The following is a 25,310-nucleotide window of genomic DNA, read 5'->3' as shown; positions in this document are numbered from 1 at the left end:
TATTGTTAATTTAATTTTATTTCCATTGGTTTTTGAGCTGCTTGCTTGTGATTAGCATCTTTGTAGATAAAAAGTTTCTTAATTAAGTATCTTGATAGTGTATTTTTAGGTAGCATTCCTTTAATAGCACCATAGATTAATTTATCTGAATATTTTTCAATCATTAATCTTCCACTTTTTTCTTTTAACCCACCAATATATCCTGAATGTGTGTATCATTTTTCTCTATCTGCTTTATCAGAAGATAAAACAATCTTATCTGAATTAATAATTATCAAATAGTCACCACAGTCTACATTAGGAGTAAAATCTACTTTGTTTTTTCCACGCAAAATGTTAGCAGCTTCAACTGCTAATTTACCCAAAATTAAATTTGAAGCATCAATAACATATCATTTCTTATTAGCTAAAGCAGCTTCATTTTTAACAAACGTTGTTTTTTGCATAAATACTCCTTTTGTGCAACATTTAATATTATATATTAAATTTTTAATATATCTATATAAGATTTTTATTTCTTATTTTTGAATTTTCTATATGTATGATTAGTATTCTAATTCATACATTTTATTTCCTTCTTCAATGATGTCTTCATTGCTCTTCTTACCAGTACCACAAGGGATTAGGTTACCAAAGATAACATTTTCTTTTAGACCATTTAAAGAATCGATTTGTCCCTTAACACAAGCATCTGTTAAGATTTTCTTTGTATCTTGGAAACTTGCTGCTGCTAAGAATGATCCAGTCTTAGATGGAGCTTCATCTAATCCAAAGATTAAGTTAACTGCAGTTGCTGGAACCTTATCATCTGATAATATTAATTTTTCATTTTCTTTTCTAAATGTATTAATATCAATGATTTGTCCAATGAAGAAGTCAGAGTTTCCAGAATCTTGAATTTGAACTTTGTTAGTTAATTGTCTGATAATAACTTCAATATATTTATCAGCAATTTCAATCCCTTGTAATCTATAAACTTTTTGAACTTCTTTAATAATGTAGTTTCTTACAACTTCAATTCCTGCTACTTTTAATAATTCTTTAACATCAATAGAACCTTCTGTGATTTTGCTACCAGGTTTTACTTTGTCACCTTCTTCAACTCTTAATTCAGAATCAAAAGGAACTTTGTAATTAATTGATTCTTTTGAATTTTTAATAGTAACTACAAGAATGTTTGGGTTGTCAGGTGAAGCTTTAATTGAACTTACTTTACCTTCAATTTCACTAATAATTGATTTTTCTCATTGTTTTGGAGGAATAATATCAAACAATTGTTTTAATCTTTCAAAACCTTGTGCAATGTTAGTACCACTACTTACACCCCCAGTATGGAATGTTCTCATGGTTAACTGAGTACCAGGTTCACCAATTGATTGAGCAGCAATTACACCAATAGCAGTATATTTTTCAACCAATTTATTAGTTGTTAAATCTGTTCCAAAACATTTTTGACAGATTCCATTTTCTTCTTTACAGTGAAGTACACTTCTTACTTCAACTTTATCAATTCCAGCATCTACTATTTCATTAGCTACAGCTTTTGTAATAATTTCACCAGCAGGAGCTAGAACTTTTTTGCTCTTTGGATGAACTACATCAAAGATTGGGAATCTATTAATCAATCTTTCATTTAAGCTTTCAATAACAGATCCTGATTTTGTATCTTCAATAACTTCAAGAATTGTACCTTTTTTAGTTTTACAATCTTCATTATTAACAATTACATCTTGAGTAGCATCTACTAATTTTCTAGTCATATAACCAGATTTAGATGTCTTCATTGCAGTATCAGTCATCCCTTTTCTAGCACCATAAGATGAGTTAAAGTATTCACTAACTGTTAAACCTTCAATGAATGAGTTTTTAATTGGAACTTCAATTGTATCTTTAATAACTTTTGATTTTTGTTTTTGGTCATAGTTATAAGATTTTGACATCAGCCCTCTCATACCTGATAACTGTGTAAAGTTTGAAATGTTACCACGGGCACCAGAGTTAGCCATAATCACAATTGAGTTTGTTAAATATTCAGGTTTTTGAATTAATTTCTCAATATCTTTAGAAACTTGGTTTGTTACTGAACTTCAAGCTGATACAACTTTTTTATATCTTTCATCATCAGTCAATAGACCTTTTTGATAGTATTTTTTCATTTCTTCAACTTTTTTATCAGTTTCTTCAAAATATTTTTCTTTTTCAGTATATTCTGGAACATCAAAAGCAGAAATAGTTGTAGCTGATTTTGTAGAATATTCAAAACCAATATCTTTAATTTTATCCATTGTTGATGGAACAATTTCTAATGAAGCATCTGAATATTTTCTATGTAAAATATTTACAATTTCAGACAATGTTTTTTTAGTGAAAGCTTTATATACTTTTTTCTTTTCAATAAAAGTTCTATAATCTTTTCCTCATTCAACAATGTCATTATCAGATAATTCTTCTAAATTGTCTGGATTGTTAAGGTATGACATTTCTTCTGGTAAAACATCATTTAAAATAACTTTCCCAACAGTTGTAATTAGAATTCCATCTTTAGGGAATTGTTTTTTAGGAAATGCACTTGTAGGAATCCCTATAATAGAATGAACATGAACTTTTTTCATTTGATAAACAGTTTTTAGTTCATCTACATTTGCAAACAACATACCTTGACCTGGCATATTTAGTTTTTCCATAGTTAGATAGTAATTACCTAAAACCATATCCTGAGTTGGAGTAATAATAGGTTTCCCATCCTTTGGACCTAAAATATGTCAAGAAGCTAAAATAATTGTTCTAGCTTCAGCTACAGCTTCTGGAGATAAAGGTACATGAACAGCCATTTGGTCCCCATCAAAGTCCGCATTAAATGCAGTTGTAACAAGTGGGTGAAGTCTAATAGCTTTACCTTCAACTAAAATAGGTTCAAAAGCTTGAATTCCTAAACGGTGTAATGTTGGGGCTCTGTTTAAAAGAACAGGTCTTTGTTTAATTACTTTATTAATAATTGGTCAAATAGTATTGTCTTGGTTCAGAATTAGTTTTTCTGCAGATTTAATATTTGAAACAATTGGATCTTTTGTATTTCCTTCATCATCAGTCTTTTTAATTAATTCATGAATAATGAATGGTTTAAATAATTTTAAGATCATTGAAACTGGAATACCAACTTGGTACATTTTCAATTCAGGACCAATAACAATAACACTACGTCCAGAGTAGTCAACTCTTTTACCTAATAAGTTTTGTCTAAATAAACCTTGTTTACCTTTTAAGTGTTCAGATAAAGATTTTAATGGTCTTTTATCTTTACCAAGTAATGGTTTCTTTCTTGAAGCATTATCAAATAATGCATCAACTGCTTCTTGTAACAATCTTTTTTCATTATTCAAAATAATAGATGGAGCATTGTTTTGAATAACTCTTTTTAGACGTTCATTTCTAATAATAATTTTTCTATAAAAACTGTTGATATCACTTGTAGTGAATTTTCCACCTTCTAGTTGAATAATTGGTCTAGTATCAGGAGGAGTAACAACAATGTTTTTTAGAATCATTCATTCAGGTTTGTTGTTAGAATCTTTTAATCATTTAATAGCTTCAAGTCTTCTTACAAGTTTTTTTGTTTTGATATCACTTGTATTTTCACTTTTTCTAAGCTTTTCATAAATGTCTTTATATTCTTTATCAAGATCAATATTTTTAAGTAATTCTAAAATTGCTTCAGCACCAATTCCAAAACGCATACCTGTAAAAGAACTAATGAAGTTAAAAACTTCTTCAATACTAAAAGGCATGTTAGATTCAGCTAATGTGTCATAGAAAGTTCTAGCAATTTTATGTTTAATTGCATTTTCCATTGATGCTTCTACATCAATTGATTCATAAATTTCACGAAGTGTTTTTCTTAACTTACTTCTTGTTTCTTTTGAACTTTTTTGACTAGATAAATCAATTACTTCTTTGAAGTTAAAGTTTTTAGGGAATTTTCCATTTCCTTCATCTAATACAATGTAATTTACAAAGTAAACTACTTGTTCAATTTCTTTATATGAAATATCTAAAACTAAAGATATTTTTGAAGGACAAGGAAGTTCTTTAGTCATTCAAATATGAGCAATAGGAGCCGCTAATTCAATGTGCCCAACTCTTTCACGTCTAACAATAGACTCAGTGATTTCCACACCACATTTTTCACAAATTTTTCCTCTAAATTTGATTTTCTTGTATTTACCACAAGCACATTCATAATCTTTAACAGGACCAAAAATAGCTTCATCAAATAAACCGTCTTTTTCAGGTTTAAGAGATTTATAGTTAATAGTTTCAGACTTTGTAACTTCACCATTACTTCATTCTCTAATTTTTTCTGGAGAAGCTAGTCCAATTTGAATACTTGTAATTCTAGATGATTTTGAATTCATAATTGTTGTTTTGATCCTTTCTATATATCCATTTCTTCAATAATTTGTTGGTCTTCATCATTTTTAATAGCATTGTTAGTGATATTAGAAATGTACTCATTAATATCTTTGAAGTTATTGTTGTTAGCTTTACCTAACTCTTTAGTAATGCTTACTTGTAGTCCTAACCCTTGTAGTTGTTTAGTAAGTAATTTGAATGATTCTGGTAATCCAGATTCAGGAATTGGTTTACCTTTAATGATGGCATTATAAGTGTTGTTTCTACCCTTAACGTCATCAGATTTAATTGTTAATAATTCTCTCAAGTTATGAGCAGCACCATATGCTTCCAAAGCTCAAACTTCCATTTCCCCAAATCTTTGTCCACCATTTTGTGATTTACCACCAAGTGGTTGTTGAGTAATTTTTGAATATGGCCCAACAGCTCTTGAGTGAATTTTGTCATCAACCATGTGGTCTAGTTTTAGCATGTACATAATACCAACTGATACTTCACCATCAAAGTATTCTCCAGTTCTACCATCAATTAAGTTGAACTTACCACTTTTACCTTCACCAAGTTTTCCATTAATTGGATCAATTCCAGCTTCAGTCATAGCTTCTTTAAGATCAGTTCTGTTTACACCTTCAAATACAGGAGTAGCGGTTTTGTAAATTAATTTTTCTCTTGAAATACCACTTCTTGATAGTGCTAATGATAAATCAAAATCAGTAAATTCTTTGTTAGCTTGATCAAGCGATTTAATTTGTTTTTCATTTAAGATCTTTTCAAGATTTTTAATTAAATTTCTTGATGCTTCTTCATGAATTCCAAATCATAAAGAGAAATCACTTGCTGGTTTTTTATCATAGTATAGTTCTAACACTTTAGATAGAGTTAGTTTTTTCATTGCCAATCCTAAGTGAAGTTCAAGGATTTGACCAATGTTCATTCTTGAAGGTACCCCTAATGGATTTAACATGATATCAATTGTTGTACCATCTTCTAAGTGAGGCATGTCTTCAACTGGAACAATTTTAGAAATAATCCCTTTGTTTCCATGACGTCCAGCCATCTTATCACCAATTTGGATTTTTCTTTTTTGTACAACATAAACTTTAATTTGTTCAATTACATCAGCATTCAATTCATAGTCATCTTCAACTTTGAATCTTTTTACCATTGCAACCGTTCCTTCACCACCATGAGGAACTTTTAAAGAAGTTTCTTTATGGTTTTTAGATTTATCACCAAAAATAGCTTGAAGTAACTTTTCTTCACTAGTTAATTCAACTTGTCCTTTTGGAGAGATTTTACCAACTAAAACATCACCTTCTTTAACTTCAGCACCAACCATGATAATACCTTCATCATCTAGGTATTTTTTAGAAGATTCTGAAACATTTGGAATGTCTCTAGTAATTTCTTCATCACCATTTTTTGTTTTTAAACAGTCTACTGAATATTCAACAATATGAATTGATGTGAAGATATCTTCCATAAATAATCTTTTTGAAAGAATAATAGCATCTTCATAGTTGTATCCACTTCAAGTTGTGAAAGCTACTAATACATTTTGTCCTAATGCTAATTCACCATTTGACATAGCAGGTCCATCAGCAATTGTTGTTCCCTTAGTTACTTTTTCACCAACAGAAACAATTGGAACTTGGTTGTTACATGTATTTTGGTTAGATTTATTAAACTTAGTTAATTCATAAACTTTTTCTTCAGAACCCGATTTAATTTTAATAGTTCCACCATCTACATAAGAAACAGTTCCATCTTTTTCACCATCATATACAGCTGCCATCCCAGAGTCATGAGCAATTTTATATTCATTCCCTGTTCCAACAATTGGAGCAATTGGAGAAATTAAAGGAGTTGCTTGTCTTTGCATGTTTGCACCCATCAGTGCACGGTTAGCATCGTCATTTTCTAAGAAAGGAATTGAAGAAGCAGCAATTGAAACAACTTGTTTTGGAGAAATATCAATAAAGTCCACATCTTTAACATCAAAGAATTCTCATGAAGAACGATATCTACACAATACTTTGTCTTCTTTAAATTTGTTCTTTTCAACATTTAAATTCGAACAAGCAATAATATATTCATCTTCAGATAATGCTGTTAATCATCTAATTTCATCTGTAATCACACCATTTTTAACAATTCTATATGGAGTAATTAAGAATCCATTTTCATCAGTACTAGCATAAGTTGCAAGTGACATAATTAAACCAATGTTCATACCTTCAGGAGTTTCAATCGGACAGATTTTTCCATAATGAGAGTAGTGAACGTCACGGATATCTAGGTTAGGGTCTTCTCTTGAAATCCCACCAGGACCCATTGCTGAAATTCTTCTCTTATTTGTAAGCTCAGCTAAAGGATTTTGTTGATCTAAGAATTGAGTTAATTGGTGAGAGTTGAAAAACTCTTTAAAACTAATTTGGAATGGTTTTGTGTTAATAATTGATTTAACAGTTAATGACTTTTTAGGTTCTTGTTCTTCACTTTGTTCTTGTGATTTGTTTGCCCCATCGGCAATTGCCAATTTATCATTAATGAATTTTTCAATTCTTACAAGACCAGCTTGTGCTCTTGTTTTTAATAATTCATCAATTAGTTTTAATCTCTTGTTTCCTAAGTGATCAATATCATCATAGAAACCAATGTCATAATCTAAGTTAATTACATATGAAGTGATTGATAAGATATCTGAAATACTTAATGTTGGTTTGTCTAATGAAGTGTCAGTACCAATGATTGGAATGAATTCATCTTGTGAGTCATTATCTTGGTAAACGTTAATTTTTTCATACTTAACAACATTAGCCATTTTAGAAATTCTTTCATCTAAGTTAACATTGTGAACAATTCCTAATTTTCCTTCTTTTGTAAGTTGTTTAATAGTATCTAATTCATGTTTTTGAATTAAAGTATTTTTCTTAATAACAACCTTGCCATTGATGTCTTTTAAATCTTCAGCAAGTACTCTTTGGTAAAGTCTTTCTGATAATCTCATTTTTCTAGCCATTTTGAAACGACCAGCTTTTGAAAGGTCAAAACTCTTATTACTAAAGAAGTGATTATAAATAATAGATTGGTAAGTAGTTTCTTTGTTACTTAATCTAAATTTAGAATCAATGTTTTTAGTTGAAATTGATAGGTTAATAACTAAATCTTTAGCTGCCTTTTCAGAAATAATGTTGTTGATAACTTCATTTAATTCTTTTTGCTTTTCAGCATTTTTTCCTTCAGCTTCTAATTGTGATTTTAAAGAAGAGTATTTTTTGAATAATTCTCTTAACTTTGTATCAACTCCATAAGATCTATTTGAGTCAGATGAGTTTAAGTTTTTTCTTAAGTTAATTAATTCATCAGTTTCAAAAACATCTTTTTCATTATAGATTTCATTATCTAATGAATTTTTAATTGATTTATGATTTGCGAAAATGTTTAAAATTTCTTCTTTGTTTAAACCTAAAGCTTTTAAGAAAGCAGTAATTGGAATTGTATGAGTTGATTCACCAATTGCATCCCTAAACATAACTTGGATAAAATCTTTATTTTCAGCCATGAAAATAAAGAATAAAGTACCCTTAGCAGGCAAAATTTCACAAATATAACCTTCTTGAATTCTTTTTCTAGAATTACTTAGTTTAATTTGTGATTTAGTTAGTATGTAAGCACCTGGAGATCTAACAATTTGTGAAATAACAAATTTTTCTATCCCATTAACTATAAAAGTTCCCTTTTCTGTAATCATTGGAATGCTAGCAAAAAAGATACCATCTGTATTTGAAGCTTTGTTCTTACTACTTTTTGTAGTTTTCTTAACTTCACCAGACTCATTATCAACAATTGCTAAGTCAACATATAAAGGTCTGTCATAAGTTTTTCCTTCATTTCTAGCTTCTTTTTCAGATCTTTTTGGTTTTTCCAACTTCATTCCAATATATTCTAGTGAATATCTTCCACCAATTGATTTAATTGGAAAAATTGATTTAATAGTTCCTTCTAATTCAGTATCAATGAATTTGTGGAATGCATTTTTTTGTAAGTTTAATAAATTTGGCTCATTAAAGTTTTTTTCAATTTTTGAATAATCTCTTCTTAATACATATTTTGATATTTCTTTGTCAATAAACTTTTTTTTACTCATCTTTGAGATAGCTCCTTGTCACACTGCTTTAGTTTTTTGTATAATGATAAATTTTAATTATACAATATACTAGAAAATTATATTATAATAAATGAACTTTGTTGTAAATAATTGATTTTTTTTAAAAAAATGTGGTAAGAGAGAAAAACCATTAAGGTCTAGGTTTAAATCCCTGTTCTTAATGGTTTTTCTTTTTATTTTTAATTTTTAGTAATTTATTAATGTTTATAAATTGAATCATTTATAACAACAACTGTTTTTTTAACTTCAGGAAGTTGGCTATTAATTGCATCTATAATTTCAGTTTTATTTGCAATTGCATGTTCAACATTATCAACAACTTTTACAAATACCCCATAGTTAAGCCCAAATCTTGTAGCATATTCTTTTTTATCAGTAACAAAGAAAATTGGAGCTGCACATCTTATATTAGATAATGCTTGGATTAATCTTGTATCATTTCCAAATACCACAATTGAAGAGTAGTCAAAACCATGGTTATCAATTACTCTTTTTGGAGCAACAAGAGTTGCTATAGTAGTAGCTAAAGTTCCAACTTTTTCTTTCATAAATGGAGTTTCTTTGAAATAAACATCAATTGCTCTTCCATAGTCAAAGAAATTTTCAGATGAAACATCAATTTTAGCCATTACTTCTACTGCATTAATTGGATACATCCCATTTGCAGTTTCTCCAGAAAGCATAGTACAGTCTGTTCCTCTTTCAACTGCAAAAAACACGTCAGTAACTTCTGCTCTTGTTGGTTGGATTTTAGTTTCTAATGAATCTAACATTTGAGTTGCAACAATTACAGTTTTACCTTTATGTCTACAATCTTTAATAATGTATTTTTCATATGTTGGTACATCATAGTAAGGTACTTCTAATCCTAGATCACCTCTAGCAACCATTATTGAATCTGATTCATCGATAATGTCATCTAATGATTTAATTCCAGTCATAGTTTCAATTTTAGAAATGATTTGGATGTGTTCTCCACCATGTTCTTTTAAGATTTTTTTAATTTCTCTTACATTATCACCTGTATTTACAAATGATGCTGCAATGTAATCAAATTTATTTTTAATTGCAAAAATAATATCATTTCTATCTTTATCAGACATAAAAGGAATTGAATAATTAGAGTCTGGTAAATTAATTCTTTTGTTTTCTCTAAGAATTCAAGTGTTACGTGCAATTGTTTCAATAATTCCTTCTTCAACATTTGATGAAATTACTTCTAATTTCAATTTTCCATCATCTACAAAAATTGTATTTCCTGGTTGAACATCTTTTGCCATGTTGTATGTACCAGTAGAATCTAAAACAGAGAATTTTTCACTTGTACCAATTTCTTTTTTAGTTGTATAAATTCTTACTTTACTATCTGATTTAATTTCAACTTCTTTTTCACTTGTTTTGTAAACACGGATTTCTGGTCCTTTTGTGTCTAACATTGTAGAAATGTTAACACCTTTTTCTTTAGCAACTTCTCTAACTAGGTTTAATCTAATTGTTTGTTCTTCATAATCACCATGAGAAAAGTTAAATCTTACTACATTCACACCTGCATCAAATAAAGCTGCTAAATTTTTCTTAGCAGTTTCAATAACTCCCTTGTTTTCAGGTTTGTTAAAATCTGCTAATGTGAAAATTTTTCCAGTAATTGATGGTCCTAAAGTTGCAGTAATTTTAGTTTTTTTAATCATTTTCATAAAATTAATAAATCCTTTATTTAGTTCAAAAATTTAATATAAACACTATTAATTATATGTATTATTTTTTATATGGAATATTTTTTCATTTTCTTTTTGATAAAAAATAAAAATGAAGTTTATTTTAGATAAACTTCATTTATTAGTAAAGATTATTTTAGTTGTTAACTAATGTTTCACCTTTTTTTAATTTTGGTAGTGAGTTGTTAATCTTTTCAGCAATATCTTCTGCAGTTAATTTCATTTTTTTACAAACACTTTCAAAAGTACCAGATAAACCAAATTTGTTTACACCAATTCTAATTCCTGCATATCTACTTCAAGGAAGAGAAGAACCAAATTCAATTGATACTGTTCTACTTGCATCTAAAGTTGTTCCTAAAACTGCTTTTTCATAAGATTCAATTTGTTTTAAAAATAACTCTACACAAGGAACTGAAATAATGTTTGCTTTGATGTTATATTTACTAGATAAGATACTTTCAACTTGGAAAGCAAGTGCCACTTCACTTCCTGTAGCTAAGATATTTACAATTGCTTGTCTATCAGATTTAATAGCATATGCGCCTCTAGAAACTTTAGAAGCTGCTCCATTTGGTAAATCAAATTCTTGTCTAGAAGTAATAATAGAGAATGTACTTTCAGTATTTGTTAAAGCAATTTCAAATGCTTTAATTGTTTCATCTAAGTTACAAGGTCTAATTAAATAATGGTTTGGAATTAATCTTAATCCCCATAATTGTTCAACTGCTTGATGAGTTGGTCCATCTTCTCCAACAGCAATTGAATCATGACTAAATACAAAAACACCTGGATTTTTAGAAACTGAAGATAATCTAATAGCAGCTTTACAGTAATCAGAGAAAGGCAAGAATGTAGAACCTATTGCTTTTAGACCTGTTGAACAAATCCCATTAATGATTGTTCCCATTGCAAATTCTCTAACACCAAGATTTAAGTTCATCCCCAATCTATTATCAGTTGAATAAACTCCGCCTTTAGCAAAGTTGATTTTAGTAGAGCTTGAAATATCTGGTGAAAGTAATGTTAATAAAGGATTGATTTCTGCAATTTTTGATAAAACATAGTTTGATAAATTTCTTGTTGAATCTTTTGTTTTTTGATAATCACTAAATGCTTTTTTATCAAAAGAAATTTCTTTATTTAAAATGTTTTCTAAAACTTTATATTTTGTAGGATCTGCAGCTTTTAGTTTTTTAACTTTTTCTTCAAAAGATTCTCTAGCTTTTGTTCCTCTTTTTTTGAATGATTCAAAATCAAAGTAAGCATTTTTAGAAATTTCAAACTTTTCATTATGATAGTTTAATTTGTTTTTTAATAAATCAATTTCTTCTTCACTTAATGGAGCACCATGTGATTTTGGTGAATCTTCATGAACTGAACCAAATCCAATTTTTGTTTTAATTTCAATAATTGTTGGTTTTTCTTCTGATTTTTTAGCTAATAAGATAGCTTCATTTATTTCATTGTAATCATTACCATTAGCAACTTTTATATAGTTTAATCCAATTGATTCAAAATATTTTTTAGTATCAATTACAGTGCTGTCTGCTACTCTTCCTTCTAATTGAACATCATTAGAATCATATAAAAATATAAGTTTATTTAATTTATATTTAGCAGCAATTGAAAGTGCTTCAAATGATACACCTTCTTGGAAACATCCATCACCTAGTAAACAATATGTGTAGTAATTTACCAAATTATATTTTTTAAAATATTGGTTCATTTTAGTTTCAGCAATTGCCATTCCAACTGCAGCCCCAACTCCTTGACCAAGAGGACCTGTTGAGATATCAACTCCATCTATTAAAATATTTTCAGGATGACCTGCAGTTTTAGAATTTATTTTTCTAAAATTTTTTAAATCATTAAGTGAAATATCATATCCTGATAAATGCATTACTGCATATAGCAAAGCACTCCCATGCCCTGCACTCATAACAAATCTATCTCTGTTTAAAAAACTTTTAGTTGGATCAGCTACTAAGTGGTTTTTAAATAAAGTATATAAAATTGGTGCTGCTCCTAATGCAATTCCAGGGTGACCTGATTTTGCTTCAGCAATCATTTCACAACTTAAAACCCTTAATGTATCAATAGTTAGATTAACAAATCTATCATTTTTATTTATAGCTGGTGTTTTTGTACCTTTATTCATAACAAATTTTTATTCAGTAACAATAACTGACTTAACTCCTTCCACTTCATTTTTTAGAATTGTTTCTAACCCCTCTTTGTAAGTTACATCAATTAAAGAACATCCAATGCATTCTCCCAATATTTTGATAGTAACTTCACCTTTTTCAGGGTTGTAGTCAACAAATTCTAAATCTCCTCCATCTTGATTTATGTAAAATCTAATAGAGTCAATTACATCTTTTATTTCATCTATTATTTTATTTGTATTATTATCAAGCATAAGTAATTATATAATATTATTAAAATTATGAATTTAGTGAAAAACAAAAAAATCATTCTTTGCAAAGTATTAGACATTAAGAAAGATCATTTGGTTGTAGAGTATAAAAAAGAAAAGCACATTTGTGATATTAACCAGATATCTGACTATAGTGTTGATTTATTTGATTTTTTCAAAATTGGTAAAACATATAAATTTTGTTTAGTTAATAACAAGTTTATTTCATACAAAGCAGTTAGACCTAAATTAATTAAAAATAAAAGATATATATTACCTACAATCAGTGGTGTTAGAACACTAGAAAACCATTTGAAAGAAATTATAAGAATGGAAAAAGAAAAAAAGGAAATTAAATAAATAATTTCCTTTTTTTAATACTCTAAACCATAGAAAAGTTTAATTAAGTTCTCTTTAGCTTTGTTTAAAATCTTAAGATCTTTTAGTTTATCTTCAAACTCTTTTTTACAATGTTTCCAATTTAATAAATAATCTAAAAATGTCATAATTTGATTTAGATTAATTGGTTGGTTTAATTGATTGTCTTCTTTAAATAAATACTTATAAATTTTATTAAATTCCAATCTATATAAATTGGTTTTGAAATTATAAATAATATGATTGTGAGATATAGTGTTTCTAATTTTTAAAAAGACATTTAAGGCTTTATGAAAATAATCTTTAAATTCAAAAGGGATATTAAATTCAATTAAAATTTCTTTTTGCACTTGGTCAGATACAACTCTATAAAAATTAATAGCAGTAGCAAAAGTTCAAGAGTAAGAAAGATCATGAAATGGAATATCTTTTAAGCTGTGATAATCTTGAAGAAATTCTGAGTTAGAAACATGTTCAAATAATGAATAAGTAAACTTTTTAAAATCTAAATTATTTTTTCTAATATTAGGAATCAATTTTATAAAGTCATTTTCATTTAATAAATAAACTTTATCAGTTTTAGGTTTTGCAATATCCACCCATTTTTCAATTAGAATTTTTTTAAATCTTGTTTCAAATATTAACAATCACTTTAATAAGTTAGTACTAATTTCTTTATCAAACATAATTAAGCTAATGATGTCAGTATCTGTAGTTCCCTCATAAAACATGTCAGTGTTTTTATCTAAGAAGATATAGAAATAATCTTTAATAATTCTGTCTGTTGGATAAATAGATAAAAAATTAGCTAGTTTAATTCAATTCTCAATTTTTAAACCTAATTTTTGAAGAAATTCTCTGATTTCTTTTTCACTCATTCTAATCATAGCCAACAAATAATTTTATAATTTAACATTCAAAAGTTTTTATATTAAAAAATAATATAAATATATATTAAATTTTAAAGAATAAAAAAAGATTTTTAAATAGCAAAATAAAAAAACTTGTTTTATTGGGGTTTACACCAATCAATAAATACAAGTTTTATTTATGTTTAATTTGGTATTAAGATTTGATTTCAGCAAAAATACTGTTCATATCAATGTTTAATTTCTTATCAATATCTTCTTTGTTTCCAAAACCAATTTTATTATTTCTAATATTAATTTTTTTAATATTACAACTTAATTTGTTTTCATTAGCCAAGATTATTAAATCATCACCAAGACAATTGCTGTCAAACACTTTTTCAACTACATAAATATTTTTATAAGTTGATAAAATTCTTAAAACATTTTCCTTTTGATAATTAGTTATAAAAACAGCATTGATTAAATCAATAGATTTAGTTTTTATTTCTTTTTTTAAATCATTAATTATATCCCCATATGAAATTATGCAAGTCTTAGACTCTTTGGTTTGTAATGCATAAACTCAAGAACCAAAACTAAATTCTTTTTTAACTTCAATATCTTCACATTTTTCTTTTGTATATCTAATAAAAAAAGGATTGGATTTATTTTGATAAGCTAAAATAATTAATCTTTCCAATTCAAACTTATTAGAAGCACAAGTTATGATAGTGTTTGGAATAGATTTTAAAAAACCTATATCATATATCCCATGATGTGTGTCACCATCACTATAAGATAAATCACATCTATCAACTAAAAATGTAATTGGCAATTCTAGCCTAGCAACGTCATGAAGTAAATTATCGTAGCTTCTCTGCAAAAAAGTTGAATAAATTGAAACAAAAACTTTTTTATTTGCAATTGCCATACCAGCAGCTTTTGTAACTGCATGTTCTTCAGCAATTCCAACATCTTCATAATTATTTGGAAATTTTTTTGACAAGTTTAAAAAATTAGATGACAGTGTCATAGCTGGATTAATAATTTGAATATTGTTATCATACTCAATTAACTTCTCTAAAAAGTTTGCTGCTACACTTCCATAAGTTTGATTATTTGAATTTAAATTAGGATCACTTAACTTTAAAGAATGATATAAACCTTTATCATCTAATTCAGCTTCTTTATAACCTAAACCCTTAATAGTTTTTACATGAAGAATAGTTGGCCCAAATGGAACTATGTTTTTAATTCTTTTTAAAACATTAATTGTCTTTTTTAAATTGTTACCATCAATCACACCAAAATAGTGAAATCCAAGAGATTCAAAAAAATTCTTTCCTTTAAAGAATTTAGATAGTTTAGAAAATGATTTATAAATTGATCAATATATTTTTTTAGATCATTCTTTTTTAAATAAGATTTTTCTTAAAATTTTTTCAGTTAAAAAAACTGATTTAGACATTTGGAACTTAGACATAATTTTATGTAAAGCACCAACATTCTTTGAGATAGACATTCCATTGTCATTGATAATAATTAACATTGGAGTTTTATTGTATGCAATGTTATTTAAAGCTTCAAAAGCTAATCCATTTGAAATAGCAGCATCTCCAATTACAGGAATAACAGATTTTGATTTACTATTATTTTTTTCAATAAAGCCCTGACAAATAGATAAGATATTTCCAGAATGTCCTGTAGAAATAAAATCATGGATAGACTCGTTTGGTTCTTGAAACCCTGACAAACCATTTGATTCTCTAATGGTAGAAATTTTGTCAGCTCTATCTGTTATCATTTTATGAACATAGCACTGGTGCCCAGTATCATAAGCAATTAAATCTTGTGGGGAATCAAAGACATACAAAAGTGCCATTGATAACTCTACTATTCCTAGGTTACTAGAAAGATGAGCACTTTTATTTTCAGAGATATCAATGATTTTTTTTCTTAACAAGACTGCAAGATCCAATAATTCATGAAGTTTCATTTTTTTGAAATCTTCATAATTTGGAATCTTATCTATTTTTACTTTATTTTTTTTCATAAGTTTTATACTAAATTCATTAGTTTTCTGTAAATTGAATTAAATCTTGTTGGTGAAGTAATTTTAATAAAATTTAAGATAAATTTTAAATTTTGATTAATAGTAATAAATTGCCCCATTTCTTCTTCAGAAATATAAACTCTTTTTAATTTTTTCATCTTCTTAAAATATTCTAAAATTTCACAATTTGAATAAAAAGATTCTACATGGTCATATAAATCATAAACATTTAAATCATCTAGTTTAAAACCATAATTTATTTTTTTAGTAGCTGTTTCTAAAATACTTATAAGATTTTGTTTTAAATCATCTGTGCATTTAACAAAAAAAATATCATATACTTCAATAATAGTTTTTTTATTTAACTTTCAAAAACGCTGATTAGTTATTAAAGAAATATAGATTAAAGAAAAGATTAATGAAATTTTTAATTCCAAATTATTTCTTTTCTTTTTAGGAACAAAAAGATGAGACATTTTTCTTTTTAAAAAGAATTTATAACTGCTCAAACTAATTTTAATGTTTTTATTTTCACCCTTTTTCAAACTCATTTTTAATAAACTCTAATAGTCCTTTTATTTTTGAATAATCAACTCTTGTTGGAGCTACCATTACAAGTTTAGTTTTATTTTGTTCATTGATATTTAAATCTGTTTGAGCAAAAACAATATCTTCATGACTAACTTCATCACCAAAAGTTATTAAAGTATTTGATCCTGTTTGATTTTGTTTAAAAGCAATTTGTTCTCAAATACTTGTGCTTTCTAAAATTTGTAAAATTTCTTTTAGTTTTTCTGTGTCTTGAAATTCTGGTACAGCAAGTAATGAAGATTGACCATGAACAGTTTTAATCATTTTAGATTTAATTTGAAAGATTCTTTCTATTAGCTCTTGTAGAACAAATTCATATTCTTTAACTTTTTCTTTAATAATGGATTTCATTGAATCAATCTTAGTGGCTATCTCTTTGATTGGACAATCAATTAATCTATCATTGAAAATTCTTATACAAATAGAAATATCTTTAAGAATAGAATCATCTTTAAAATGAATAATATTTTTAGTTAAATTACCATCTGAAGTTATTACAATCACCATTGCAGATTGTTTATTGATTTCAACCATATCAATTCTTTTTAAAAGTACTTCTGTGTTGTTTTCAATTTTAATCATTGGTAATTTAGTACTTTCAGAAATTATTTTGCAACTCTCTTCAATAACTACATCGATTGACATTGTTCTGTCAGCAAAAACATTTCTTAGTTTTAACTTTAAGTTTTCATCATTAATATATGGTTTAGAAAAATTCTTTTCATAAAACTTATAACCAGCAGTTGAAGGAACTCTCCCACTTGATGTGTGGTTCTTTTCTAATAAACCTAATTTTTCTAAAAAAGCCATATCATTTCTTACAGTGGCAGCAGAAATATTTGGCATGTACTTTTCAATTACAACCTTACTACCAACTGGGTTTGCAGTTGCCACATAGTCTTCAACAATATATTTAAGAAGTTCTTTTTGTCTTTGTGTAATTTCTTTCATAATTTAATCTTGTTATTAAATATCTATATTTTAAAACAATATATATCAAAACAAAAAAATAGTAAATTAAATAATGATATGCATTAGTTAATTTACTATTAAAGAATGTTCTAGTTTGATATTTGATTTGATTGATTATTTTTTAGTATATAAAATGTCATTAGCAATGTTTGTTGCAATTTGTTTATTTAGTAGTTTTTCAACAATTAATAGTGCAAATTCAAAAGCATGAAATGGAGATTTGAAGCTAACAAAATTCTTATCTACAACAATGTTATTGTCTGAATAATTTTTACCTAGCTTTTCTTCAAATCCAGGTGCAGTTGTAATTTTCTTATTACCTAACACCCCAAGCTCTGCAAGAACTGTAGATGCTGCCCCTGCTGTGAAAAGTCATTTCTTTCCTTCATCTCCTGCAAACTTTACTATTTTATTAATAACTCTTTCATTTCTATCTGTTAATAATCTTTGGCATCCCTTTCCACCAGGAATATATAAAGCATTGAACTTATCTAAGTTAACTTTTTCAATTTCTTCACTACAAGTAATTTTTGTTCCGGATTGAAGAAAAATTGACTTCTTTTTTTCGTTAGAAACTGTTTCAACAATTATTCCTGCCCTGGTTCAAATATCATAAGGAATCACAATGTCCATATCATTAGATTCTATGGAACACATTATTGCAATTCTTATGTTAGAAACTTTGTGCTTTATCATACAAAGACCTCTCTTAAGTCATTAGAAATATCAAAATATTTCTGAAGTAATAAAATAATTTTAAAGCATTTAAATTAAAAAACAATTAAGTTAAAAGAAATTATTAAAGTTTAGAAATATTTATGTCTTATGTATAGTTTATTTTTTTGTAAAAGTCCTATTAAAACAAAATAAACTATAAAATAACTTATATTAAAAAATAACGTCATTTTGTAAATACAATAAACAAGATGACATTATTTTCTTAATTAATAATTAAATTTTACTTTCTAAAAGATTCCCTTAACTTAAAACAATACCCATTGTAAGTTGAACTTACAATATTATCTTTGCCAATCTTCTTTTTTAATTTGTAAATATATTGAATTACAAGTCCTGTTGGATCATCATCATATCCTCAAACTTTTTTAAAAATTTCTTCTTTACTAAAAAAAGTATTTGGATGTTCTAAAAAGAATTTTAAAATATCAAATTCATTTTTTGTAATTTCTATTTCTTGACCTGAACATCAAACCTTTCTATCTATTAAATTCATTGAAAGATTATTACCCCAAATAATTACATTATTCATAAGGTTAATAACTTCTACTTTATGGAAGATGTTTAATAAAGTTTGGAAGAACAAACTTGGTGTAAAAAAATCTAAAGAAACACAAAACTCAAAACCCTTTTGTAAAACACTTAAAAATGTATCTTCATCATAATTTTCACAGAAGTAAACAAAGTGAGTAATTGGTGAGATTAATTTAATTTTTTTTACCATTGCTTCATCTATTTGATCTGATGGAATATTATCAAAAATTACAACAGATGCATGAACAGTAGTTAAATAATCAATTTCATTTGGTTTCAACATCACTCTTTCAATTTTGAAAGTTTTATCATTAAGTAAAATTTCAGAAGAAAATTTACTATAAGATTCATAAACAACACTATTGCTGTTTTCGTTTATAGAAATATAAGCAATTAAAAATGTATTTCTCATGTTATTTATTTTCCAATTTAGTTATTTTATCTAATCTTTTTTCATGTCTTCCAGATTCAAAATGTGAAGAAAAGAATTTTTTAATAATTTCAACATTATCTTCAACAGATGTAAATCTTCCAGATAATGTAATGACATTTACATTATTGTGTTCTCTAGCAAGTTCAGCTTCAATTGTTTTGTTTACATTTGCAGCATATATTCCTTTAATTTTATTTAAAGCAATACAAATTCCAATTCCAGTCCCACAAATTCCAATTCCATAAGAACCTTTATCTTTTAAAAGATTCTCACCAATTTTTTCAGCATAGTCTGGATAATCTACTGATTCATCACCACTATATGTTCCAAGATCTACAAAATCTAAAATTTCTAATAATTCATGGTTGTTTCTAATTTTTTCTTTCATATCAAAACCACCATGATCACTTCCAATGTAAACTTTAATTTTCTTCAATTGTTTTTTTGATTCACTCATACTTTATTTCTCCTTCCCTTTTTAATGTGTTAGTGTCAATGTCATAAATTGTTGATGGCTGATTATTTTGATAATAATCACCTTCAATAAAAATAATATCACTTTTATATTTATTAAAAGATTCAAAAGCATCAATAATGTTAGTAATAGGTGGATTACCACTTAAATTAGCACTAGAAGAGTATAAAGGACCTGTTTTATCAATAAGATTTAAAATAAATTTATCATCAGGCATTCTATAAGATTCTTTTTTATAAATAAGAGTAAGTTTACCTGGTCAAAATTTACTTGCTAATTTTTTAAAAGTTTCATTAACTTCAGGAATTTGATCAAGATTTGAAACAAATCTAATAAGTTTTTTATTTTTGTCTCTTTTTTTAATTTTATAAATTAAAGGTTTATTTAAAGATAATAGACCAGATACAGTATCAGTTGAAACAATAGCTGCTTTTAAATTTTTAATTTCAAAAACTATTCCATTTAAATTAGAGGAATCTTTTTCATAAGTTACAAACTCTTTTTTAGGATAATTTTTAATTTCTTTGTTGTTTAAATTTTTTTTAAAAGAATCTTTCTTATTATCTTTTCTATCTTTTAGCTTACCCATAACTATTTTTTAATATATAAAACCCTATCTTTATCATCTAAGTCTTTTAAAAATTTAAATACAGTAATGTTGTTTTTTATCAAAAATTTTTCTATTTCTTCTTTTTGATTAAATCCTATTTCAAATATAATTTCTGTTCCATTGGCTAATATTGGATAAATTTCACTAAGAAATCTAAAATAAAAATAATATCCGTTTTGTGGCGCAAACAAAGCTTGTTTAGGTTCACATTTAGTAGAAGGATCAACATTGGGATCATTTTTATCAATGTATGGTGGATTACAAATAATAAAATCACATTTCTCATAATGTGATCTATCTATTTTAAAAATATCAGATTTAATAAATTGGGTTTTTAATTTTAAATTTCTTTGATTCTTAACCCCAACTTTATAAGGTGTTCTATTTTTTTCAACACCAATCACAATAGCATCTTTGTTTTTTTTAATATAAGAAATTGTGTTTGCTAGCACTCCACTCCCAGAGCATAAATCCAAAATATATTTTTTATCTATTAACTTCTTTTGTTTAACAGCTCAATCTAACATGTATTCAGTTTCTTGTCTTGGGACAAAGCAACCTTTTTTAATAAAAAAACTAAGTCCATAAAAAGAAAAAGACTTAGTAATATATTGAACAGGAATGTTTTTATTAAGCACTTTATTAAGTTGCTTTAATATTTTTTTGTATTCAAAATCTATTTCAGTGTCTTTTTCAAAAAAGATATCAGAAGAATTTTCAATTATTTTTGAATTAAAAAGAATTAATTCTTTTAGAATTCATTTAATTTGTGAATCATCTAATGGGTTTAATCTTTTTGTTAGTTCACTAAAAGTCATACTAGATTTTTGCCTCTTGCATTTTAACTGCTTCATCGTGTGAAATTAATGAGTCAATAATTTCAGATAAGTTACCTAACATTACATTATCTAATTTATTTAAAGTTAGATTGATTCTATGATCAGTAACTCTGTTTTGAGGATAATTGTATGTTCTAATTTTTTCAGCTCTTTCCCCAGTACCTACTTGTCCTTTTCTAAGATCAGAAATATTTTTTCTGTTTTCTTCTTCTTTCTTTTCTCACAGTTTTGCTCTTAGCATTTTCATAGCTGTTTCTCTATTTTCAATTTGAGATTTACCTTCCTGACATGCAACAAAAATACCTGTAGGGATATGAGTAATTCTTACAGCTGATTCAGTTTTATTAATGTGCTGTCCACCAGCACCACTTGCTCTATAAGTATCAATTTTTAAATCACTATTATTAATAACTAATTCCACTTCCTCAAGTTCTGGTAAAACAGCAACAGTTATTGTTGAAGTGTGAACTCTACCTTTAGATTCAGTTGCTGGAACTCTTTGAACTCTATGAACTCCAGATTCAAACTTCATTTTTGAATAAACATTTTCACCATTAATCATAAAAGAAATAAAACCATAACCATGAGATGATTCTTGCACTTCAAGCATTTTTACTTTTCACCCTAATGAATCTGCATATCTTTTGTATGCTGAAAATAAATCACCAACAAAGATAGATGATTCATCCCCACCAGCTGCTGGTCTCATTTCAACAATTACGTTTTTATCATCATTTGGGTCTTTTGGTAAAAGTAATACTTTTAGTTCATATTCATATTTTTCAATTAAAGGTTTCTTTTCAGATAATTCAAGTTGTGCAAGCTCAATAATTTCATTATCTTTTTCAGATTTAATTAACTTTTCTGCTGAATCAATATCATTTAAAGTTCTTTTATATTCTTTAAACTTTTCTACAATTGGAGTAGTTTCTTTAATGGATTTATTGATTTCAGACATTCTTTTAACACTTAATCCCTCTGTTTCTAATTCTTTATTCAAATCATTGAATTTTTCTTCCATTGATAATAAAGAATTATAAAGTTTCTCATTATAAATCATAGTGGTTTCCTTTCTTAGATGCTATTTAGGTGTAATAAAAAACAAAAATAACACCTTTAGTGCTATTTTTGTTTAACTAACAAAAATTTATAAACTATTTAGAGAATGAACAACTTTTTTGCTTTGTTTTTTAGTATTTTTGTTTTCTGATTTAGTTGGTTCTTGTTTTACAGCAACAACTTTTTTGTTAAATTTTTCAGCTCTTCCTTTAACTTGTTGGCTCATAGAAGTACCAATATAGAAAGGATGGCAAGAACTACAAACATCAATTGACGTTTCTTTAGTATTTAATGTAGATTTAACAACAAAAGTACTATTACATGAAGCACAGTTGAAGCTAACTTCATTCAATTTCATATGTGTTTCTTTCTTCATAATCATTCTCCTATAATATTTATGTATTACTTTAAAAGCAACATTAATTATAATAACACATTATAACAAATACAAAAAATTTTTAAATTTTTAATCAAACTAATTTTTCTTTCTAATTCCTGAAATCTTTTTAAATAATGAAACTTCAAATTGAAAGTGAAAATTATTTAAATTCTTACTATTTAAAACATTTAATGTCTTTTCTCTCATCTGTGAGATTTGCATTTTATCTTCTTCTGTATTTTTAATACAAAAACTTGTTAAGAAATTTAATTCACAATTAGCAACTGAATATATCCCATTATCAACAATATATTCAAAGGTTTGGTTATTAATATCAATTATTTGAATTATTGACCTTTTAAGTTTACCAATTGTAGGTTCATAGTTATTCAAAATAACAATGTCACCTTCATCATCAGAAAAATAAACTGACTTTACAAAATCACTATAAGCAACTTTTGATGGTGTAATAATATTAAGTTTTAAATTTGAATTAGCCCCCATAATTACTCCTATTAATTGCTTTTATTTTCTGAATTTAATGGTTTATTAGATGAGTTAACTTTATTATTTGAATTTGCTGCAACATAATTTTTGTGAACATCATCTATTCCACCAACATATAAGAAGTATTGTTCTGGAATATCATCACATTTACCTTCAATGATTTCACTAAACCCACTAATAGTATCTTGAGTTGAAACATATTTACCACTTTTGTGAGAGAATTTTTCTGCAACAAAGAATGGTTGAGATAAGAAGTTTCTAATTTTTCTTGCTCTAGATACAGTTAATTTATCTTCTTCAGATAATTCATCAATTCCTAGGATTGCAATAATATCTTGAAGTTCTTCAAATTTTTGTAAAATTGTTTGAACACTTCTTGCAACCTTGTAATGTTCAATTCCAACAATTGAAGGATCTAACATTCTTGAACTTGATTCCAATGGATTAATTGCAGGATAAATCCCAAGTGATGCAATTTTTCTGTCTAAAACTGTTTTAGCATCTAAGTGTGCAAAAGTAGTAGAAGGAGCAGGATCAGTTAAATCATCTGCTGGCACATATACTGCTTGAACAGAGGTAATTGAACCACTCTTAGTTGATGTAATTCTTTCTTGAAGTTGTCCCATTTCAAAAGCTAGTGTTGGTTGGTATCCAACAGCTGATGGAATTCTTCCTAATAATGCCGAAACTTCAGAACCTGCTTGTGAAAATCTAAAAATGTTATCAATAAATAATAAAACATCTTGTTTATTGTTTTCTCTAAAATGTTCTGCCATTGTAAGAGCAGTTAAAGCTACTCTCATTCTTGCTCCTGGTGGTTCATTCATTTGACCAAACACTAATGCAGTTTGATTGATTACTCCACCATCAATCATTTCATGGTACAAATCATTCCCTTCTCTTGTTCTTTCACCAACTCCAGCAAAGATAGAAAGTCCACCATGTCCTGTGGCAATATTATGAATTAATTCTTGAACTAGAACAGTTTTTCCAACTCCAGCTCCACCAAATAGACCAATCTTACCACCTTTAACGTAGGGTACAAGTAAATCAATTACTTTAATTCCTGTTTCAAAAATTTCAGTTTTTGTTGATTGTTCATCAAATGAAGGTGGTTTTTTATGAATTGGAGAATATTCAACTTTTTCAGGCATTGGTTTGTTGTCAATTGGTTCACCAACAACATTAAACATTCTACCCAATACTGCTGAACCTACTGGTGCCATAATTGGGTTTTTAGTATTAATAACTTCTAAACCTCTATATAAACCTTCAGTTGATCCCATAGAAATACATCTTGCAACATCATCACCCTCTAATAATGCTACTTCTAGTACTAGTTTTTTATTATTAGGTAATTTAACCTCTAAACAATCATTAATATTAGGCATTTGATTTCTTGCAAATTTAACATCAACTACTGGTCCAAAAATTTGATAAATTATACCCTTATCAGATTTCAAAGTATTTAATTTCATTAAATCTTCATTTTCTTCATAAATATCAATTTTATGAGAATCAGAAACTATTGATTTATTGGTTTTTATTTCTTGATATTCTTCTTTTGCTTTTTCTTCATCAATAACAAAACTATCATCTTCTTGATTGTCTGGTTGTTCAGCTTTAAAAATATCCATAAATGAATCATCTTCACTTATTTCTTTTTCTAGTGAGTCATCTTTTATTTCAGATTCAATTTGAACTTCTGGTTCATTTTTAGATTCTATTGTTTTAATAGTGTCACTAGATAAATTTGTTTTTAAATCGTTTGTATTTTCTTTAGTTTCAAGTTTAGAAAATGTTTCATATTGAGATACAAAGTCATCATGAATTTCTTTAAAATCATTTTCCTCAATTTTTAAAATGTTTTCAGGTTGATTTGAAACAGTTTCTGAAAATTTAGAAAAGTCAAAAAATTTGTCATCTTCTTGAATTTTAACTTCATCAAAAACAGGGTTGTTGTTTTTTTCTTTTAAATTATCTTTTTTATTAATAAGAGGTTCAGATTTAATATTTTTAGGTGCAAATTTTTCTTTAAAGTTTTCAGGTAAAAATTTATCTTCATAAGGAGGAATAACATTTTTATAGTTTTCAAAAGATTCAGGCTTGTTTGTTTTTTCTTCTCAAGTATTTTTAGGAAGATTTAATTCAAAATCATTTTTATTGTTTTTAAAAACTT

At 26.8% G+C, this 25,310-nt stretch carries 20 protein-coding genes; 1 reads left to right on the top strand and 19 read right to left on the bottom strand.

Features of this window, described 5'->3' with window-relative positions; genetic code table 4:
* Positions 1-5: 5 nt before the first annotated feature.
* From rplM to MYPE_RS00380, 6 genes are all read right to left on the bottom strand, one after another.
* Positions 6-446, bottom strand: a complete 441-nt coding sequence (gene rplM, locus MYPE_RS00405) for a 50S ribosomal protein L13 (RefSeq protein ID WP_011076907.1) — start codon at positions 444-446, stop codon at positions 6-8.
* Between the two features lie 99 nt (positions 447-545).
* Positions 546-4,412, bottom strand: coding sequence for a DNA-directed RNA polymerase subunit beta' (rpoC, locus tag MYPE_RS00400; protein WP_011076906.1), 3,867 nt, complete (start codon positions 4,410-4,412; stop codon positions 546-548).
* A gap of 20 nt (positions 4,413-4,432) precedes the next feature.
* Complete coding sequence (locus tag MYPE_RS00395) at positions 4,433-8,560, bottom strand: DNA-directed RNA polymerase subunit beta (RefSeq protein ID WP_011076905.1); 4,128 nt, start codon at positions 8,558-8,560, stop codon at positions 4,433-4,435.
* A 218-nt stretch (positions 8,561-8,778) separates the two neighbouring features.
* Positions 8,779-10,275, bottom strand: a complete 1,497-nt coding sequence (gene pyk, locus MYPE_RS00390; RefSeq protein ID WP_011076904.1) for a pyruvate kinase — start codon at positions 10,273-10,275, stop codon at positions 8,779-8,781.
* A gap of 157 nt (positions 10,276-10,432) precedes the next feature.
* Positions 10,433-12,457, bottom strand: a complete 2,025-nt coding sequence (locus MYPE_RS00385) for a transketolase family protein (RefSeq protein ID WP_011076903.1) — start codon at positions 12,455-12,457, stop codon at positions 10,433-10,435.
* 9 nt (positions 12,458-12,466) lie between these two features.
* Positions 12,467-12,718, bottom strand: coding sequence for a NifU family protein (locus tag MYPE_RS00380; RefSeq protein WP_011076902.1), 252 nt, complete (start codon positions 12,716-12,718; stop codon positions 12,467-12,469).
* 27 nt (positions 12,719-12,745) lie between these two features.
* On the opposite strand from MYPE_RS00380, the gene MYPE_RS00375 reads away from it, so the two are divergent.
* On the top strand, positions 12,746-13,075 hold the full coding sequence (locus MYPE_RS00375; protein ID WP_011076901.1) for a hypothetical protein: 330 nt from the start codon (positions 12,746-12,748) through the stop codon (positions 13,073-13,075).
* A gap of 14 nt (positions 13,076-13,089) precedes the next feature.
* On the opposite strand, the gene MYPE_RS00370 is transcribed toward MYPE_RS00375, so the two are convergent.
* The 13 genes from MYPE_RS00370 to atpD form a co-directional block, all read right to left on the bottom strand.
* Entirely contained in the window at positions 13,090-13,980 is an 891-nt protein-coding gene (locus MYPE_RS00370; protein WP_011076900.1) for an Abi family protein, read from the bottom strand.
* Between the two features lie 178 nt (positions 13,981-14,158).
* A complete protein-coding gene (locus tag MYPE_RS00365; protein WP_011076899.1) occupies positions 14,159-15,997 on the bottom strand; it encodes a 1-deoxy-D-xylulose-5-phosphate synthase in 1,839 nt (612 codons plus the stop codon).
* Positions 15,998-16,002: 5 nt separating this feature from the next.
* The gene (locus MYPE_RS00360) at positions 16,003-16,548 is read right to left on the bottom strand and encodes a hypothetical protein (RefSeq protein ID WP_011076898.1); all 546 of its coding nucleotides are present in this window, start codon (positions 16,546-16,548) and stop codon (positions 16,003-16,005) included.
* Entirely contained in the window at positions 16,523-17,539 is a 1,017-nt protein-coding gene (gene hrcA / locus MYPE_RS00355) for a heat-inducible transcriptional repressor HrcA (protein ID WP_011076897.1), read from the bottom strand. The genes MYPE_RS00360 and hrcA overlap by 26 nt, the downstream gene beginning before the upstream one ends.
* Before the next feature lie 135 nt (positions 17,540-17,674).
* Positions 17,675-18,256 carry a DJ-1/PfpI family protein gene (locus MYPE_RS00350; RefSeq protein WP_011076896.1) on the bottom strand — a complete coding sequence of 194 codons (582 nt, stop codon included), beginning with the start codon at positions 18,254-18,256 and terminating at the stop codon, positions 17,675-17,677.
* Positions 18,257-18,518: 262 nt separating this feature from the next.
* On the bottom strand, positions 18,519-19,241 hold the full coding sequence (locus MYPE_RS05345; RefSeq protein ID WP_011076895.1) for a winged helix-turn-helix domain-containing protein: 723 nt from the start codon (positions 19,239-19,241) through the stop codon (positions 18,519-18,521).
* Position 19,242: 1 nt separating this feature from the next.
* Complete coding sequence (locus MYPE_RS00340; RefSeq protein ID WP_011076894.1) at positions 19,243-19,719, bottom strand: RpiB/LacA/LacB family sugar-phosphate isomerase; 477 nt, start codon at positions 19,717-19,719, stop codon at positions 19,243-19,245.
* Positions 19,685-20,326, bottom strand: coding sequence for an L-threonylcarbamoyladenylate synthase (locus MYPE_RS00335; protein WP_011076893.1), 642 nt, complete (start codon positions 20,324-20,326; stop codon positions 19,685-19,687). The genes MYPE_RS00340 and MYPE_RS00335 overlap by 35 nt, the downstream gene beginning before the upstream one ends.
* A 2-nt stretch (positions 20,327-20,328) precedes the next feature.
* On the bottom strand, positions 20,329-21,165 hold the full coding sequence (prmC, locus tag MYPE_RS00330; protein ID WP_044891182.1) for a peptide chain release factor N(5)-glutamine methyltransferase: 837 nt from the start codon (positions 21,163-21,165) through the stop codon (positions 20,329-20,331).
* Position 21,166: 1 nt separating this feature from the next.
* A complete protein-coding gene (prfA, locus tag MYPE_RS00325) occupies positions 21,167-22,246 on the bottom strand; it encodes a peptide chain release factor 1 (protein WP_011076891.1) in 1,080 nt (359 codons plus the stop codon).
* Between the two features lie 87 nt (positions 22,247-22,333).
* The gene (rpmE, locus tag MYPE_RS00320; RefSeq protein WP_011076890.1) at positions 22,334-22,621 is read right to left on the bottom strand and encodes a 50S ribosomal protein L31; all 288 of its coding nucleotides are present in this window, start codon (positions 22,619-22,621) and stop codon (positions 22,334-22,336) included.
* A 99-nt stretch (positions 22,622-22,720) separates the two neighbouring features.
* Positions 22,721-23,128 (bottom strand): ATP synthase subunit epsilon, encoded by a 408-nt coding sequence (locus MYPE_RS00315; protein WP_011076889.1) that lies wholly within the window; start codon positions 23,126-23,128, stop codon positions 22,721-22,723.
* A gap of 11 nt (positions 23,129-23,139) precedes the next feature.
* The gene (gene atpD, locus MYPE_RS00310; RefSeq protein ID WP_011076888.1) at positions 23,140-24,609 is read right to left on the bottom strand and encodes a F0F1 ATP synthase subunit beta; all 1,470 of its coding nucleotides are present in this window, start codon (positions 24,607-24,609) and stop codon (positions 23,140-23,142) included.
* Between the last annotated feature and the right edge of the window lie 701 nt (positions 24,610-25,310).

This window comes from Malacoplasma penetrans HF-2 (assembly GCF_000011225.1).
In the GTDB taxonomy this organism is placed as follows: Bacteria; Bacillota_I; Bacilli_A; order Mycoplasmatales; family Mycoplasmoidaceae; genus Malacoplasma; species Malacoplasma penetrans.
The sequence above is the reverse complement of the archived record's forward strand: the minus strand, read 5'-3'. Positions and strand labels throughout refer to the sequence as shown.